Source organism: Actinoplanes sp. CA-015351 (assembly GCF_050955685.1).
In the GTDB taxonomy this organism is placed as follows: Bacteria; Actinomycetota; Actinomycetes; order Mycobacteriales; family Micromonosporaceae; genus Actinoplanes.
Genome location: NZ_CP192102.1, coordinates 1,014,284 through 1,029,712 on the forward strand (window position 1 = coordinate 1,014,284; position 15,429 = coordinate 1,029,712).

Genomic DNA, 15,429 nt, shown 5'->3' on the forward strand with positions numbered 1-15,429 from the left:
GGTAATCCCTAGAGGGACGAACGAGACAACGGAGGCATTTCGTGACGACCGTTGCGCCGTCGCCGATCGCGACCCGACCGTATCCGGTGCGACGGCAGGTCAAGGGTTCGGCTTTTGCTCGGATCCTGCGCACGACGGACGCGAAGCAGATCGGGATCATGTACATGATCACGGCCTTCGTGTTCTTCATGCTGGGTGGCCTGATGGCCCTGCTGATGCGCGCCGAGCTGGCCCGTCCGGGCATGCAGGTCCTGTCGCCGGAACAGTACAACCAGCTGTTCACCATGCACGGCACGATCATGCTGCTGTTCTTCGCGACGCCGATCGTGTTCGCTTTCGGCAACTACGTCGTGCCGATCCAGATCGGCGCGCCCGACGTGTCGTTCCCGCGGCTGAACGCGTTCGCCTACTGGCTTTACCTCTTCGGTGGCCTGATCACCATCGGCGGGTTCGCGACGCCGGGTGGCGCGGCCGACTTCGGCTGGTTCGCGTACACACCGCTGAGCAACTCACTGCACTCGCCGGGCGTCGGCGGGAACATGTGGGTCGTCGGCCTGGCCCTTTCCGGCTTGGGCACGATCCTCGGTTCGGTCAACCTGATCACCACGATCATCACCCTGCGCGCTCCCGGCATGACGATGTTCCGGATGCCGATCATGACCTGGAACATGCTGGTCACGGCCCTGCTCGCGATCCTGGTCTTCCCGTTCCTGGCAGCCGCGCTCTTCGCGCTCGCCGCCGACCGCGTCCTCGGCGCGCACGTCTTCGACGTGGCGACCGGCGGGCCGATGCTCTGGCAGCACCTCTTCTGGTTCTTCGGCCACCCCGAGGTGTACATCATCGCGCTGCCGTTCTTCGGCATCATCACCGAGGTCATCCCGGTCTTCAGCCGCAAGCCGGTCTTCGGTTACAAGGGCCTGGTCGCCGCGACGCTGCTGATCGGCGCGCTGTCGATGAGCGTGTGGGCCCACCACATGTTCGCCACCGGCCAGGTACTGCTGCCGTTCTTCAGCTTCCTGAGCTTCCTGATCGCGGTACCGACCGGCATGAAGTTCTTCGTCTGGATCGGCACCATGTGGCGCGGCCAGATCAGCTTCGAGTCGCCGATGCTCTTCGCGGTCGGCTTCCTGGTGACGTTCCTCTTCGGTGGTCTCTCCGGCGTGCTGCTGGCGGCTCCGCCGATCGACTTCCACGTCTCCGACTCGTACTTCGTGATCGCGCACTTCCACTACGTGCTCTTCGGCACCATCGTGTTCGCGGTCTTCGCGGGCATCTACTTCTGGTTCCCGAAGATGTTCGGCCGTTACATGGACGAGCGCCTCGCCAAGATTCACTTCTGGCTGACGTTCATCGGCTTCCACGCGACGTTCCTGGTGCAGCACTGGCTGGGCACCGAAGGCATGCCGCGACGGTACGCGGACTACCTGCCGTCTGACGGGTTCACCTTCCTGAACACGTTCTCGACGATCGGCTCGTTCGTCCTCGGCCTGTCGACCCTGCCGTTCATCTACAACGTGTGGAAGTCGTACAAGGTCGGCCGGATCGCCACGGCGAACGACCCGTGGGGTCACGGCAACTCGCTGGAGTGGGCCACCACGAGCCCGCCCCCGCTGCGTAACTTCGACCGGATGCCGCGGATCCGCTCCGAGCGCCCCGCGTTCGACGAGAAGTTCCCGGAGCTGGCCGCCGGTCACTCCCTCGCCGGCCCGCCGGAAGGTGGCGCCCGTCCGCTGAGTTCGGAGTCGGACGGCGGCGCGACGTACCAGGAAGACCGCAGCTGATCTCTGCTTTTCGAACGGGTCGGCCCATCTGGGCTTTTTGAGCGAGCCGGCCCATCTGGCTTTTCGAACGGGTCGGCCCATCTGGGCCGGCCCGTTTCCGTCGTGTTACGTGACCCTCGTCAAACCCGGTGGTGTCTTGTCGTACCCCTGGGGGAGGATCGGCGGCGGAGGTCAGGATCGTCATGTTGCTCACGCCTTACCGGGAAACCCTCGCGCTGCCGAAGATCCCGTCGCTGCTCGTGGTCGCCACGCTCGCCCGCATACCTATCGCGGCCGCTGCGGTGGTGCTCACGCTGCACGTCGTCACTGATCTCGGCCGGGGTTACGGTGCGGCCGGGCTGGTCGGCGCTGCGGCCACCATCGGCGGGTCGTTCGGCGCCCCGGTGATGGGCCGCCTCATCGACCGGCGTGGGCTGCGCCTGGTGCTCGTGCTCACCACGGTGGCCGAGATGATTTATTGGCTGGTGGCGCAGGCCTTGCCGTACTGGGCTCTGCTCCCGGTCGCCGTCGTCGGCGGCTTCCTGGCGCTGCCGGCGTTCTCGGTGGCCCGGCAGTCGATCGCCGCACTCACCCCCGAGTCGCATCGGCTGCCCGCCTTCGCCCTCGACTCGATCACCACCGAGATCTCGTTCATGGCCGGCCCCGCCCTCGGCGTACTGATCGCGACCACCGCCGGCCCGCGCGTCGCCATGCTGACCATCGCCGGCGGCATCCTGCTTTCCGGCATCGGCCTCTGGCTGCTCAACCCGCCCACCCGGGCAGCGCACGAGGCACCGGTCACCAGCGGCGAGCGGGTGCCCCGGCGCAGCTGGCTCAAGCCGCGCTTCGTCGCCATCCTCGCCGTCACGATGGCCGCCACCCTGGTGCTCGCCGGCACCGACGTGGCCGTCGTCGCGGTGCTGCGCGAGTCCGGCGAGGTGCACTGGACCGGTTTGGTGCTGTCCCTGTGGGCGTTCTGCTCGCTGGTGGGCGGTTTCGCGTACGGGACGATCCGGCGTGGCCTCTCCGCCGTCGCCCTCTTCGCCCCGATGGCCGTCCTCACCATCCCGGTCGGCCTCGGCGGCGACCACTGGTGGCTGCTCGCCCTCCTGCTGATCCCGGCCGGCGCCCTCTGCGCCCCGACCATCACCGCGAGCTCCACCGAGATCAGCCGCATGATCCCGGCCGCCGCCCGCGGTGAGGCAATGGGCCTGCACAACTCGGCGCTGACCGTCGGAGTCGCCCTGGGCGGCCCGCTGGCCGGCCTGGCCATCGACATGAAGGGCGCGGCGTGGGGCTTCGCCGCGGTGGGCGCTGTCGGTGTTCTGGTGGCGCTGGCGGTGCTGCCGGCGGAGCTGAGGCACAGACGAAGCACAGCCCTCCCGAAGCCGGTCGCGGTCCCGGTCCCGGCGGCGGTCCCGGTCCCGGCCGTGGTCCCGGCCGTCGTCCCGGCCGTGGTCCCGGCGCTGGAGCCGGATCCGGTTCCAGCGGCAGGGTCTGCGCTGCCGGTGGCGGGGCCTGTGTCGGCGGCGGGGCCTGTGTCGGCGGCAGGGCCGGTGCCCGTGGCAGGGCCTGGGCCGGTGGCAGTGCCTGTGTCGGTGGCGGGGCCTGTGTCGGCGCCTGCCGAGCGCGCGCCTGCCGACCCGGAGCCGGCGAACGGGCTGGTCAAGCGCAGCTGACCCGGAGCAGGCTGAGGCTCGAGATCTTGAACTTTCTCGCTCCCGTCGGCTTTCGTTGTCGCATGCCGATCGGCTGACGGACGATTGGCCGGAACGCAGGCACACAGAAGGCGCCACCAGCGGGGACGAGGCCACACCGAGCACGTGTGTGGGCTCGCATCTCGGCCCTGGGCCCTGGCGTGGATGAAGTCGCACAGTGCCGTTACGTGCGCCCTGATCTGTCCGGCAATGCCGTTGTGTGCGGCCCTGTCCCGCACGGGTGTGGTCTAGAGACCTTTCACGGTCAGCCGGAACCGGGGCCGGAGCCGGAGCCGGGGCCGGGGTCGGTGCCGGGGTCGGGGTCAGGGTCAGGGTCAGAGCCGGGGTCGTAGTCGTGCTCGGGCTGGCGATCGCAAGCCGCATGTCTTCACGCGCCCCTCGCCTCCCTCGCAGATCTTGTGGACTTCCCCGAACCGTTTGCGGGGACCTCCACAAGATCTGGAACTCCTCGTCGATCTTGTTGACTTGAGAGGCGGCGTGTTCGTGAAATTCGACAAGATCGAGGAAAGCCAGCCACCACCGACCCGGCAGGTCCAGCGCCCGGCGTCCGGCAGCCGGCGCGATGCCGCACGCCCACCCATCCGTCGATCTTGTTGAATCCCCGCCATACCGGCGTGACGCGAGTCAACGAGACCGGCAGACGAGACTTGAGCGGACATCAGCGAGTGGCTATGACTCGAACCCCGTCCGCGAAAGCTTCAAAGATCCCGCGCCGGTCGTGCCGGACTCGCGTGTGCTCACCGCCGTTCCGGGGGCGGTGGCACACTCAAACGCTCACATATGCGCTCACCGCCCAGGTGGAGGCGGCGCACCCACTGGATCTTGAGTGATCCTGCACCTCGCAGTGTCGAAGATCGCTCAAGATCCGCTGGGCGACGCCGCGCCGGACCACGCCGCGCCGGACCACGCCGCGCTGGACCACGCCGCGCTGGACCACGCCGCGCTGGACCACGCCGCGCCGGACCAGCCGCGCCAGCCCACGCCGGGCCCGGCTGGGTGTGCGGCGAACGCGGCAGCTCACCGTGGATGCCTATCTCGGCGTGACGGCAGCGCACTGTGGGTTCCTGTCACGGCGAGGCGGTAGCGCACCGTGTGCGTCCATCACGGTGAGACGGGAACGCACTGTGGGCGTTCATCACACGCGAGATGGGAGCGCACGGTGGGTTCCTGTCGCGGGTGGAGAGGGGCGCACTGTGGGTTCTCAGCCACGGGCACGACACGGGAACGGCCCGGTACGGGAACGGCCCGGTACGGGAACGGCCCGGTACGGCCACGGCCCGGTACGGCCACGGCCCGGTACGGCCACGGCCCGGTACGGCCACGGCCCGGTACGGCCACGGGGGCGGTGGGGTGGTGGCCGCAGTGGGGACGTAGGTACGGGGTGTGGTGAGGCCGGGTCAGGAGGTGGGGCGTAGTTCGATCGGGGTGGCGTCTGGGCCTATGGACCAGGCGAGGACTGAGGGCCACGGGCCGTAGCCCGAGTGCATGTTGAGGTGTGCTGCTCCCGGGAGGACGTCGGTCGGGAGGTTCAGCGGGGTGCCGAAGACCTTGCGGATGTCATCGGGGAAGTACGGATCGTTGTCGGTGCCCACCAAGCGCGTGTAGCGGGACGCCGCCGCCAACTGCGCGGGTGTCACCGTAGGCAGAACGGAGCCGGGTGTCACCGCCGGCAGAGCAGAGCCCGGTGCCACAGCTGGGCGAGCGGAGCCGGGCGTCACCGCCGGCGGAGCAGAGCCCGGTGCCACAGCTGGGCGAGCGGAGCCGGGCGCCGCGGTTGGGGGAGTTGGCCCGGGCGTCGCGGGCAGCGGACTGGAGCCCGGGACCGCCGCTGTGATGGCGAAGCCGGCTATTTCTGGGTTGCTCAGGGTGATCGACGGGGACGGGGGTGCTACCAGCAGGACCCGGTCCACCTGGAGTGGGACCTCCGCTCGGGCCGCCGCGTTCAGCCACAACAGGCAACCCAGGCTGTGGCAGAGCACCGTCCGCCGGTTGCCGCTCATCGCGGCCACCCGGGTACGCAACTCGGCCAGCCAGTCCTCCAGCAGGGGGAAGTCCGGATCGGGCAGCTGGGGGTAGTCGACTGAGTGTCCGAGTTTGATCAGCTCGCCGGCCAGCCAGTGTTGCCAGTGTTCAGGTGGGCGGCGGTTCTGCCAGCCGTGCAGCAGAAGGAAGCTCTCACTCATCTGTTGATCATCCCTCCTGAGCGCCGAGACAACCGAGACAAACCGAGCCAGCCGAGCCAGCCGAGCCACCGATCATGCATCGAACCAGGGCAGGCAGGGTTTCAGGCCTTCGACAGTGACCGGGATCCGGGGTGCGGAACCCCACCGGGACCGGGTCAGGCGGAGGCGGTCGGAGACCAGGGCCTCATCGCCGCGGGCGTCGATCGAGATGCCGTCCGGCTCGTAGCCCAGCTTGCGGGAAACCGCCTGGGAAGCGTGGTTGTCCTGGAAGACGTCGGTACGCGCGGACGCCGCACCCAAATGATCGAAAGCGAGGGCGAGCAACCCGGCACGCGCCTCCGTGCCGTACCCCTGGCCGTGATGTTCGAGCCCCAGCCAGGACCAGGTGCTGACCTGGCGGACCACCGGGAAGTCGCGGCCCATCAGCGCGACCATGCCGATCGGTGTGCCGGCGACGAGGACGGCGAGCGGCAGCTCCCACCGCGATGCCTTCCAGCCCGCCAGGGCGTTCCACTGGCCGGTCAGCACGGCCCGCGCTCGCCCGGCCGGGGTGCCGTCGCCCCACGGGGTGAGGAACGGCTGCTCACCGGGCTGGAAAGCGCCCCGCGAAGCGACCTCGGCGAGCGTTGCCAGCTCCTCCTCGCGGGGCAGGCGCAACTCCAGGCGGGGTGTACGGACGATGAGGCCGAACAGCGGCCAGAGATCGACAAGCATCGGTTCAGAATCTCAGATGCATCAAGTGCGGGGCCGCCCGGGCGGCCCCGGTTGACGGCCTGATCTCAGGCGTCGACAACCGGAGTGCCAGTGGTGGCGACCGAGGCGGCGCGCAGCTGCTCCAGGGCGGTGTCCGTGGTGGCCCGGGCGACGCCGGCGGTCAGCTCCAGGACCACCGTCGTACCGAATCCCGCTGCGGCGGCGTCGAGGGCGGTTGCGCGTACGCAATGGTCTGTGGCGATGCCCACGACCTCGACGTCGGTGACTCCCTTGCCTTGCAGCCAGGCTGCGAGGGTTTCGCCCGACTCGGAGCGGCCTTCGAAGCCGGAGTAGGCCGCCTCGTATTCGCCCTTGTGGAAGACGGCCTCGATGCGGTCGGTGGCGAGTTCGGGGTGGAATTCCGAACCGGTGGAGCCGGCCACGCAGTGCACCGGCCAGGAGTCGACGTAGTCGGGGTTGTCGCTGAAGTGGGCACCGGGGTCGATGTGCCAGTCCTTGGTGGCGACGACGTGGTCCCATCGCTTGCCGGCCTTGTCGAGCACCAGCGAGATGCCCTTGGCGACCGCGGCGCCGCCGGCAACGGCCAGCGAGCCACCTTCGCAGAAGTCGTTCTGAACGTCGACGATGATCAGCGCACGAGACACAGCGAAACCCCTATGCGGTGGGAACTATGACTACGGGGATGGCGGGATCGCCGGAGGAGAGCTTGAGGCCCTCCCACGGGATGGAGATCAGGCACTGCCGCAGGTGCTCGCGGGACTCGATCAGCGACGGCATCGGCTGCACCTCGCCGGCGGTGATGAAGGACTGCTGGAGCATGCGGTCGTTGGCCTGGTGATCGGGCACGCCCTGGGAGTAGATGATCTCCTCGATGGCGGTGCCGGTCGGCTTGTGCCGGCGGACGGCGATCTTGCGGCCGCCGACCGTCGCCTTGTTCTCGGAGCGTTTCACGACCGGGCGGCCGTCGACCTCGACGAGTTTGTAGACGAGGCCGGCGGTGGGTGCGCCGGAGCCGGTGACCACCGCGGTGCCGGCGCCGTACATGTCGACGGGCTCGGCGGCGAGGGTGGCGATCGAGTACTCGTCCATGTCGCCCGAGACGATGATCTTGGTTTCGGTGGCGCCGAGCGAGTCCAGCAGCTCACGGGAGTGCTGGGCCAGCACCGACAGGTCGCCCGAGTCGATCCGCACGGCTCGCAGGTCCGGCCCGGCGACCGCGATCGCGTTGCGGATGCCCTGGCTGATGTCGTAGGTGTCGACGAGCAGCGTGGTGTTCTTGCCGAGGGCCGCCACCTGCGAGCCGAACGCCGTCGGCTCGTCGTCGTGCAGCAGCGTGAACGCGTGCGCCGACGTGCCGGTGGTCGGGATGCCGAAGGCACGGCCGGCCGCGAGGTTCGACGTCGAGGCGAAACCCGCGAGATAGGCCGCGCGCGCGGCCGCCACAGCCGCATGCTCATGGGTACGCCGAGAGCCCATCTCGATGATCGGACGACCCCGTGCCGCGGTGACCATGCGGGCCGCCGCCGCCGCGATGGCGCTGTCGTGGTTGAGCACCGACAGGATCAGCGTCTCCAGCACCACGCACTCGGCGAACGTGCCGGAAACGGTCAGGATCGGCGAACCGGGGAAGAAGAGCTCCCCCTCGGGGTAACCCTCGACGTCGCCGGTGAAGCGGTAACTCGTCAGCCAGGCGGCGGTCGTCTCGTCCACGATGCCGGCCGAGCGCAGGTAATCGACCTCGGCCGGGTCGAACCGGAAGTCCCTGAGCAGCTCGATGAGACGGCCGGTGCCGGCCACCACGCCGTACCTCCGGCCGGTGGGCAACCGGCGGGAGAAGACCTCGAAGACACAGGAGCGTGACGCTGTCCCGTCCTTGAGCGCGGCGCTGATCATGGTCAGCTCGTAGTGATCCGTCATCAAGGCGGGGGTGCTGGTCTCCACGGACCTACCCTATTGCGCCGGACCGACAACTGCGGCGCGCGGGCGCGGAACGGTTCCTGACCTGCGGTTCGGCGCTCCGGTTCACCGATCCGCCGAATCCGGTGGCAACATGGGGGCATGGCGTTACCACAGGTCGCTCCCGTCGAGACGCCGGAGATCGAGGAAGAACAGGCCGCTGACCGGCCGTGGGTGACCATCGTCTGGGACGACCCGGTCAACCTCATGTCATACGTGACCTGGGTCTTTCAGAAGCTCTTCGGCTACAGCAAGGAGAAGGCGGAGCAGCTGATGATGGATGTGCACACCAAGGGCAAGGCGGTGGTTTCCACCGGCGCCCGGGAGCGCATGGAAATGGACGCCAACCAACTGCACGGATACGGTCTCTGGGCTACGGTCGACCGGTCCTGATCGGGCCTTCACGCAGAGTCCTTACGCAGAGCCGGCAACAAAAAGCGGGTGGGGAAGAGCATGTTCCGACGCGTCGGCGGTCAATGTGTGGCCACCTTCGAGCACGATGAGGTGCGCGTGCTGCGGAAAGTGGCCGCCGAAGTGGTCGGCCTGCTGACCGAGGGCATGGACCACACCGATCCGGTGGTGTCCCGGCTCTTTCCGGACATCTATCCGGAGCTGCCCGACGACTCGCAGGAGTTCCGGCTCTACACCGAGGGTGATCTCAAGACCGGCAAGATCGACCAGGCCGGCGCGATCCTCGCGGCCCTGCCGGACGAGGGCGAGGGCGAGGTACGCCTCGACGGCGAGGCCGCCGAGGCCTGGCTCCGGGCGATCAACGACGCCCGGCTGGCGATGGGTACCCGTCTGGAGATCCAGGCCGACACCGATCTGGGCGAGGAGCTGGACGACGCGGTCCTTGAGGACCCGGGTTCCAGCCGGGTCTTCCAGCTGTCGGTCTACGCGTACCTGGGTTATCTCCAGGAGTCGCTGCTGAACGCTCTGCCGGAGATCAAGTAGCTGCCGGTGTGTGCACTGCCACGCCCGGCCGGCCGAAATACTTCGGTAATGTGAACCTCGTGCTGACCATCGACAAGGCGATCATCGACGCGATCGTCGCCCACGCCCGCCGGGACCACCCGGACGAGGCCTGTGGCGTCGTCGCCGGGCCGATCGGCAGCGACGTTCCCAGCCGGCACATCGCGATGGACAACGCGGCCCGCTCGATGACCTTCTACGAGTTCGACTCGATGGAATACCTGCGGGTCTGGCGCGAGATGGACGACCGCGACGAGGAAGCAGTGGTCATCTACCACTCGCACACCGCGACCGAGGCGTACCCGTCGCGGACCGACGCGGACATCGCCGGTTGGCCGGACGCGCACTATCTCCTCGTCTCGACCCGTGAGCCGGATGCGGAAGAGATCCGATCGTTCCGTATCGTGGACGGTGTGGTGACCGAAGAAAAGGTCAACATCGTGGATGCGACGGTGGACGCGTGAAGGTGAGTGCCGTGCAGTCGTGCATGTTCGGGCAGAGCCCGGTGTCGGTGGTCTACGAGTGTCGCTGAGCGACCGTCCCGACCCGTTTCGCTTTTCCCTCGTGAACGACACTCTCTAGGAGCAATGCAGTCATGGCTATCGAAGTCCGCGTACCCACCATCCTGCGCAGCTACACCGGCGGTTCGAAGATCGTCGAGGGCTCCGGTGACACGCTCTCCGGCCTGATCGACGACCTGGACGCCAAGCACAGCGGCCTCAAGGGCCGGCTCATCACGACCGAGGGCAACCTGCACCGGTTCGTGAACATCTACGTCAACGACGAGGACGTCCGCTTCCTCGGCGCGCTCGACGCGAAGGTCAAGGACGGCGACTCGATCACCATCCTGCCGGCCGTCGCCGGCGGCGCCCTGGGCTTCGCGGCAGCGGCCGCGTACCTCGGGCTCTGATCTGATGGCTCGTTACGAGAGCCTTTTAGACGCGTGCGGGGGCACGCCGCTCGTCGGCCTGCCCCGGCTGTCCCCGGTGGTGCCCGAAGGGGCGCCGCCGGTGCGGCTCTGGGCGAAACTCGAGGACCGGAACCCGACCGGCAGCATCAAGGACCGCGCGGCACTGTTCATGGTCCGCGAGGCCGAGGAGTCCGGCCACCTGCGTCCCGGCGACACCATCCTGGAACCGACGAGCGGCAACACCGGCATCGCCCTGGCGATGGTGGCGAAGCTGCGGGGTTACCGGCTGGTTTGCGTGATGCCGGAGAACGTCTCGGGCGAGCGGATCCAGATCCTCCGGATGTACGGCGCTGAGATCATCTTCTCGCCGGCCGCCGGCGGCTCGAACCAAGCAGTCGCGACAGCGAAGCAGATCGCCGCCGAACATCCCGACTGGAAGATGCTCTATCAGTACGGCAACTCGGCGAACGCCCGCGCGCACTACGAGACCACCGGTCCGGAACTGCTGCACGACCTGCCGACGATCACGCACTTCGTGGCCGGTCTGGGCACCACCGGCACCCTGATGGGCACCGGCCGGTTCCTGAGGGAGAAGGTCGAAGGCATCCAGATCGTCGCGGCCGAGCCTCGGTACGGCGAACTGGTCTACGGCCTGCGCAACATCGACGAGGGCTACGTCCCGGAGCTGTACGACGCCTCGGTGCTGACCCGGCGGTTCTCGGTCGGCACCCGGGACGCGGTTCTGCGTACCCGTCAGCTGGTCGAGGTCGAGGGCATCTTCGCGGGCTTCTCCAGCGGCGCGATTCTGCACGCGGCGCTCGCCGTGGCGCATGACGCCGTCAAGAAAGGCGAGCGTGCCGACGTGGCCTTCGTGATCGCCGACGGCGGTTGGAAGTACCTGTCGACGGGCGCGTACGGCGGCACACTCAACGACGCCGAAGAAGCCCTCGAAGGGCAGCTCTGGGCTTAGGCCTTTGGTAAGAAGCAGGCCCTGTTAGGAGTAAGAAGCAGGCTCAGTAGGAGATGGCCACCGCCACGGCGGCGGCCATCGGCGGCGCGGCCGCGAGCAGTAGCCACCACGGCAGGTTCCGCTCGTGGATGGCGAGGAACGCGGCCGCTGTCGGCACCACGCTCAGCCCGGTGAGCAGGCCCAGCACCGGTAGGTACCAGCCGGGCGCTCCGCCGAAGACGGCGATCACCGCGTACAGGCCGACGCCCACGCCGGTCAGACCGAGCGCGGTGCCGTACAGCGCCATCGCAAGGATCTTGGCGAGGCGTGGTGCCGGATCCTCCGGAGCCGGGAAGCGGAAGACGCCGGGATCGTCGCCGGAGGCGAGAATCGGGGCGTTTTCCAGGGGCTCGGTACGGGTAGTGCGGGCCTGTTCGACCGCGGTCACGTCGCCTCCATCAGATGACCTTCGACGTACTACCCTGAGCAACGCCAAGAGGTCACCGGACGTGACGGCAGAAATCGTGATGACAGAGGTCACGGCCGTTGTGACGTACGTTGTCGATTTGACGACAAATCGATCAGTTGTTTACGCGAAGCGCTGGTCGGGGCGTACGCTTCGCACCGTGATTGACTGGTCTGACAAGTCAAGCGCAGACCCGTCGGGCGGGGAGTGGACAACGGCGTGGGTGACCCGGTGTTGTTCAACCCGATGTGAGCCAGAGGAAACCGCATGCGACTGACCGTTCTCGGTTGTGCCGGCAGTTTCCCCGGCCCCGAGTCGGCATGTTCGGCCTATCTCGTTGAGGCCGAGGGATACCGACTCTTGATCGACTTCGGTTCCGGTTCGTTGTCCGCGCTCCAGCGGTACTCGGACATGCGCAAGATCGACGCGATCCTGCTCACCCATCTGCACTGCGATCACATGCTGGACGCGTGCACCTACGTCGTGGTCCGCCGTTACGAGCCGGCCGGCCCGTTGCCGCCGGTGCCGGTCTATGCGCCGCTGGGCGCCGCCGAGCGGATCGCCGCGGCGTACAGCACCGAGGGCGAGCCGGTCGACGACGTCTACACGTTCTACGGGCTTCAGCCGGGCACGTTCCCGATCGGTCCGCTGACCGTCACTGTCGATCGGGTCAACCACCCCGTCGAGACCTACGGGGTCCGTGTCGAGCACAACGGGCGGGTTCTGGCGTACTCGTCGGACACCGCGCCGTGTGACGCCCTGCTGCGTCTGGCCGCGGGTGCTGACCTGTTCCTGTGTGAGGCGAGTTACCTCGACGGCGCCCCCAACCCGCCTGACCTGCACCTGACCGGTGGCGAAGCGGGCGAGGCGGCCACCAAGGCGGACGTCGGACGCCTGCTGCTGACCCATCTGGTGCCGGCTTGGGCCAGCGAGGCATCTATTGTGGAAGCGGCCAGCGCCGCGTACGCGGGACCGGTCGAAGTCGTCCGTCCCGGGGCCAGATACGATCTCTGAGCCGGAGTGCGGGGGCGGAGTCGGCTGCACCGATGCACCACGGGTCGTGATCTTGGAGTTGTCGCATTGCGCATCGTTCGGCTCGCCAACTTCGTCACGGTACACACCGGTGGTCTGCGCACCGCCCTGCGACAGCTCGGCCGCGGTTACCAGCAGGCCGGGCACGAAGCCGTTCTGATCATTCCGGGCCGTCGTTACTCGGACAAGATGACAAAGCAGGGCCGGGTCATCACCCTGCCCAGCGCGCCGCTGCCGCGCACCGGTGGTTACCGGGTGCTCGCCGGCCGGCGTGAGATCACGAAACTGCTGGACAGCCTGGAGCCGGACCGGATCGAGGTCTCCGACCGCACCACGCTGCGCTGGACCGGCAACTGGGCACGGCAACGCGGCGTGCCGTCGATGATGGTCTCGCACGAGAGCCTCGCCGGCGTCCTCGGCGTCTGGGGCATGCCGAAACGCGACGCCCTCGCCGACCGGTTCAACAGGCGTACCGCCGAGGCCTTCGACACGATCGTATGCACCACCTCGTTCGCCGCCGCCGAGTTCCGCCGGCTGGACGTGCCGAACCTGGTGGAGGTCCCGCTCGGCGTCGACCTCGACCTCTTCCACCCGAGCCGGATGGACGTCAGCGTCCGGTCCCGGTACGCGCGCCCCGACGAACTGCTGCTCGTCTACGCCAGCCGCCTGTCCGCCGCGAAACGGCCGGAGCTGGCCGTCGACGCGGTGGCCGCGCTGCGCAACGGCAAGATCCCGGCGGTCCTCGTGATGGCCGGTGACGGCACTCGGCGTACCGCTCTGGCGTACCGAGGTGCCCGGCTTCCGGTCCGCTTCGCCGGGCACATCTCCGAGCGTGCCGACGTGGCCGCGCTGCTCGCCAGCGCGGACGTGACCCTCGCGCCCGGGCCGGTGGAGACGTTCGGCCTGACCGCGCTGGAGTCGCTGGCCTGCGGCACCCCGGTCGTGGTGAACGAGCAGAGCGCCCTGCCCGAGGTGGTCGGCGACGCCGGTATCGCCGTGCCGGGCACCGCGGACGCGTTCGCCGACGCGGTCAGCAACCTGATGGAACGTCCCCGGGTGGAACGCCGTGCGGCGGCCCGCGCCCGCGCCGAGAACTTCGGCTGGCCGGCCGCCGTGGAAGGCTTCCTGCGCGCACACGACGCGATCCCGGAGCCGTCGCCGGCGGCGGTCCGCACCGCTGCTCTGCTGCGCCCTGCCGCGCCGCTGATGCGCTCAGCGGTGCCGCCGAGCCGGAAGCCCGGGGCGGACGAAGCCGGCGCGGCGCGTTACGCATAGGGTTGGGGGCATGGCGCGACCCGACGGCCGTACGGCCGACCAGCTGCGACCGGTGACGCTTTCCCGGCATTGGAGCATCCACCCCGAGGGCTCGGTCCTGGTGGAGTTCGGCAACACCCGGGTGCTCTGCACCGCGAGTGTCACCGAGGGGGTGCCGCGCTGGCGCAAGGGCTCGGGCCAAGGCTGGGTCACGGCTGAGTACTCGATGCTGCCCCGGGCCACGAACACCCGTGGCGATCGGGAAAGTGTCAAGGGCAAGCTCGGTGGGCGTACCCAAGAGATCTCCCGTCTGATCGGCCGTAGCCTGCGTGCCTGCATCGACCTCAAGGCGCTCGGGGAGAACTCGATCGTCCTCGACTGCGACGTGCTCCAGGCCGACGGCGGCACCCGCACCGCCGCGATCACCGGGGCCTATGTGGCTCTGCACGACGCGGTCACCTGGCTGTCCGGGCGCAAGTCGCTCGCCGGCAAGGTGGACAAGGTGCTGCACACCTCGATCCAGGCGGTCAGCGTCGGCATCGTCGACGGCGAGCCGCGCCTCGACCTGATGTACCTCGAGGACGTCGCCGCCGAGGTCGACATGAACATCGTCTGCACCGCCGGGGGAGACTTCGTCGAGGTGCAGGGCACCGGGGAGAACGGCGTGTTCAAACGGGCTCAGATGGACGCGATGCTGGACCTCGGTGTGCTCGGGTGCGCCGAGCTGGCGGCCGCTCAGCAGAAGGCCCTCGCGGCATGACCGCCTGCACCGAGCGGCACTCAGCCGCAGCAGTCGCACCTCCTCGCACGCGAGGGCCAGAAGGGCATGCCAAAGGGGGAACAGCATGAGCGCCCGGCTGTTGCTCGCGACCGGCAACAAGAAGAAGCTGGCCGAGCTCCAGCGCATCCTGGACGCTGCTCTCGGCCGCGCCCAGATCGACCTGGCCGGCATCGGCGACTTCCCGGATTACCCGGACGTGCCGGAGACCGGCCTGACGTTCGGCGAGAACGCCCTGATCAAGGCTCGTGAGGGCGCGAGGCGCACCGGCCTGCCCACGGTGGCCGACGACTCCGGCATCGCGGTGAACGCGCTCAACGGCATGCCCGGCGTCTTCAGCGCCCGCTGGTCCGGCAAGCACGGCGACGACCAGGCCAACCTGGACCTGGTGCTGGCGCAGATCTCCGACGTCTCCGACGAGCACCGCGGCGGCGCGTTCGTCTGCGCCGCTGCCCTGGTCCTGCCGAACGGCCGCGAGCACCTGGTCGAGGGCCGCCAGACCGGCAAGCTGCTGCGCAGCCGCCGCGGCGAGGGCGGCTTCGGTTACGACCCGATCTTCATCGGCGACGGCCAGCAGCGCACCAACGCCGAGCTCACCCCGGCCGAGAAGGACGCGATCAGCCACCGCGGCAAGGCGTTCCGCGAGCTCGCAAAGGTGATCGCCAAAGAACTACCCCGCTGACGAACGCCCGGGGTGGGCCGCCGCAAATCGAAAGCCCACCCCGCCGCAAATCGAA

Annotated in this window: 15 protein-coding genes and 2 pseudogenes; 11 read left to right on the forward strand and 6 right to left on the reverse strand. The window is 68.7% G+C overall.

Going from position 1 to position 15,429, the window contains the following annotated elements:
- The first annotated feature begins 41 nt into the window (after positions 1-41).
- Together ctaD and ACQP2E_RS04620 are read left to right on the forward strand one after the other, a co-directional pair.
- Positions 42-1,781, forward strand: a complete 1,740-nt coding sequence (gene ctaD / locus ACQP2E_RS04615) for an aa3-type cytochrome oxidase subunit I (RefSeq protein ID WP_433828629.1) — start codon at positions 42-44, stop codon at positions 1,779-1,781.
- A 182-nt stretch (positions 1,782-1,963) separates the two neighbouring features.
- Positions 1,964-3,205: pseudogene (locus tag ACQP2E_RS04620) on the forward strand (MFS transporter); the annotation flags it as partial.
- Between the two features lie 1,039 nt (positions 3,206-4,244).
- Here the strand turns inward: ACQP2E_RS04620 and ACQP2E_RS04625 are convergent.
- The 5 genes from ACQP2E_RS04625 to ACQP2E_RS04645 form a co-directional block, all read right to left on the reverse strand.
- Positions 4,245-4,499, reverse strand: coding sequence for a hypothetical protein (locus ACQP2E_RS04625; protein ID WP_433828630.1), 255 nt, complete (start codon positions 4,497-4,499; stop codon positions 4,245-4,247).
- A gap of 376 nt (positions 4,500-4,875) precedes the next feature.
- Positions 4,876-5,661: an RBBP9/YdeN family alpha/beta hydrolase gene (locus ACQP2E_RS04630; protein ID WP_433828631.1), complete on the reverse strand. Its 786-nt coding sequence runs from the start codon at positions 5,659-5,661 to the stop codon at positions 4,876-4,878.
- Positions 5,662-5,733: 72 nt separating this feature from the next.
- Positions 5,734-6,375 (reverse strand): GNAT family N-acetyltransferase, encoded by a 642-nt coding sequence (locus ACQP2E_RS04635; RefSeq protein WP_433828632.1) that lies wholly within the window; start codon positions 6,373-6,375, stop codon positions 5,734-5,736.
- Between the two features lie 65 nt (positions 6,376-6,440).
- Complete coding sequence (locus ACQP2E_RS04640; protein WP_433828633.1) at positions 6,441-7,019, reverse strand: isochorismatase family protein; 579 nt, start codon at positions 7,017-7,019, stop codon at positions 6,441-6,443.
- A 10-nt stretch (positions 7,020-7,029) separates the two neighbouring features.
- A complete protein-coding gene (locus tag ACQP2E_RS04645; RefSeq protein WP_433828634.1) occupies positions 7,030-8,316 on the reverse strand; it encodes a nicotinate phosphoribosyltransferase in 1,287 nt (428 codons plus the stop codon).
- Positions 8,317-8,433: 117 nt separating this feature from the next.
- On the opposite strand from ACQP2E_RS04645, the gene clpS reads away from it, so the two are divergent.
- The 5 genes and pseudogenes from clpS (at position 8,434) to ACQP2E_RS04670 (ending at position 11,183) form a co-directional block, all read left to right on the forward strand.
- Complete coding sequence (gene clpS, locus ACQP2E_RS04650; protein ID WP_433828635.1) at positions 8,434-8,724, forward strand: ATP-dependent Clp protease adapter ClpS; 291 nt, start codon at positions 8,434-8,436, stop codon at positions 8,722-8,724.
- A gap of 60 nt (positions 8,725-8,784) precedes the next feature.
- Positions 8,785-9,285 (forward strand): DUF2017 domain-containing protein, encoded by a 501-nt coding sequence (locus ACQP2E_RS04655; RefSeq protein WP_433828636.1) that lies wholly within the window; start codon positions 8,785-8,787, stop codon positions 9,283-9,285.
- Positions 9,286-9,344: 59 nt separating this feature from the next.
- Positions 9,345-9,835, forward strand: a pseudogene (locus ACQP2E_RS04660) (Mov34/MPN/PAD-1 family protein).
- Positions 9,836-9,898: 63 nt separating this feature from the next.
- On the forward strand, positions 9,899-10,213 hold the full coding sequence (locus tag ACQP2E_RS04665) for a MoaD family protein (RefSeq protein WP_433828637.1): 315 nt from the start codon (positions 9,899-9,901) through the stop codon (positions 10,211-10,213).
- Positions 10,214-10,217: 4 nt separating this feature from the next.
- The gene (locus ACQP2E_RS04670; protein WP_433828638.1) at positions 10,218-11,183 is read left to right on the forward strand and encodes a PLP-dependent cysteine synthase family protein; all 966 of its coding nucleotides are present in this window, start codon (positions 10,218-10,220) and stop codon (positions 11,181-11,183) included.
- Between the two features lie 43 nt (positions 11,184-11,226).
- Here the strand turns inward: ACQP2E_RS04670 and ACQP2E_RS04675 are convergent, their stop codons facing one another.
- Positions 11,227-11,610: a hypothetical protein gene (locus ACQP2E_RS04675; RefSeq protein ID WP_433828639.1), complete on the reverse strand. Its 384-nt coding sequence runs from the start codon at positions 11,608-11,610 to the stop codon at positions 11,227-11,229.
- Positions 11,611-11,895: 285 nt separating this feature from the next.
- Here ACQP2E_RS04675 and ACQP2E_RS04680 point away from each other — a divergent pair, with 285 nt between their 5' ends.
- The 4 genes from ACQP2E_RS04680 (at position 11,896) to rdgB (ending at position 15,374) form a co-directional block, all read left to right on the forward strand.
- Positions 11,896-12,642, forward strand: a complete 747-nt coding sequence (locus ACQP2E_RS04680; RefSeq protein ID WP_433828640.1) for an MBL fold metallo-hydrolase — start codon at positions 11,896-11,898, stop codon at positions 12,640-12,642.
- A 66-nt stretch (positions 12,643-12,708) separates the two neighbouring features.
- Positions 12,709-13,935 carry a glycosyltransferase gene (locus ACQP2E_RS04685; protein WP_433828641.1) on the forward strand — a complete coding sequence of 409 codons (1,227 nt, stop codon included), beginning with the start codon at positions 12,709-12,711 and terminating at the stop codon, positions 13,933-13,935.
- Positions 13,936-13,945: 10 nt separating this feature from the next.
- The gene (gene rph / locus ACQP2E_RS04690; RefSeq protein ID WP_433828642.1) at positions 13,946-14,674 is read left to right on the forward strand and encodes a ribonuclease PH; all 729 of its coding nucleotides are present in this window, start codon (positions 13,946-13,948) and stop codon (positions 14,672-14,674) included.
- An 85-nt stretch (positions 14,675-14,759) separates the two neighbouring features.
- Positions 14,760-15,374, forward strand: coding sequence for an RdgB/HAM1 family non-canonical purine NTP pyrophosphatase (rdgB, locus tag ACQP2E_RS04695; RefSeq protein WP_433828643.1), 615 nt, complete (start codon positions 14,760-14,762; stop codon positions 15,372-15,374).
- Positions 15,375-15,429: the final 55 nt, after the last annotated feature.

What these genes read in the sequence shown, in the direction of transcription:
- ACQP2E_RS04630 (WP_433828631.1), bottom strand. Translation starts at nt 5,661, where the DNA reads ATGAGTGAGAGCTTCCTTCTGCTGCACGGCTGGCAGAACCGCCGCCCA.
- ACQP2E_RS04635 (WP_433828632.1), bottom strand. Translation starts at nt 6,375, where the DNA reads ATGCTTGTCGATCTCTGGCCGCTGTTCGGCCTCATCGTCCGTACACCC.
- clpS (WP_433828635.1), top strand. Translation starts at nt 8,434, where the DNA reads ATGGCGTTACCACAGGTCGCTCCCGTCGAGACGCCGGAGATCGAGGAA.
- ACQP2E_RS04655 (WP_433828636.1), top strand. Translation starts at nt 8,785, where the DNA reads ATGTTCCGACGCGTCGGCGGTCAATGTGTGGCCACCTTCGAGCACGAT.
- ACQP2E_RS04665 (WP_433828637.1), top strand. Translation starts at nt 9,899, where the DNA reads ATGGCTATCGAAGTCCGCGTACCCACCATCCTGCGCAGCTACACCGGC.
- ACQP2E_RS04670 (WP_433828638.1), top strand. Translation starts at nt 10,218, where the DNA reads ATGGCTCGTTACGAGAGCCTTTTAGACGCGTGCGGGGGCACGCCGCTC.
- ACQP2E_RS04680 (WP_433828640.1), top strand. Translation starts at nt 11,896, where the DNA reads ATGCGACTGACCGTTCTCGGTTGTGCCGGCAGTTTCCCCGGCCCCGAG.
- rph (WP_433828642.1), top strand. Translation starts at nt 13,946, where the DNA reads ATGGCGCGACCCGACGGCCGTACGGCCGACCAGCTGCGACCGGTGACG.
- rdgB (WP_433828643.1), top strand. Translation starts at nt 14,760, where the DNA reads ATGAGCGCCCGGCTGTTGCTCGCGACCGGCAACAAGAAGAAGCTGGCC.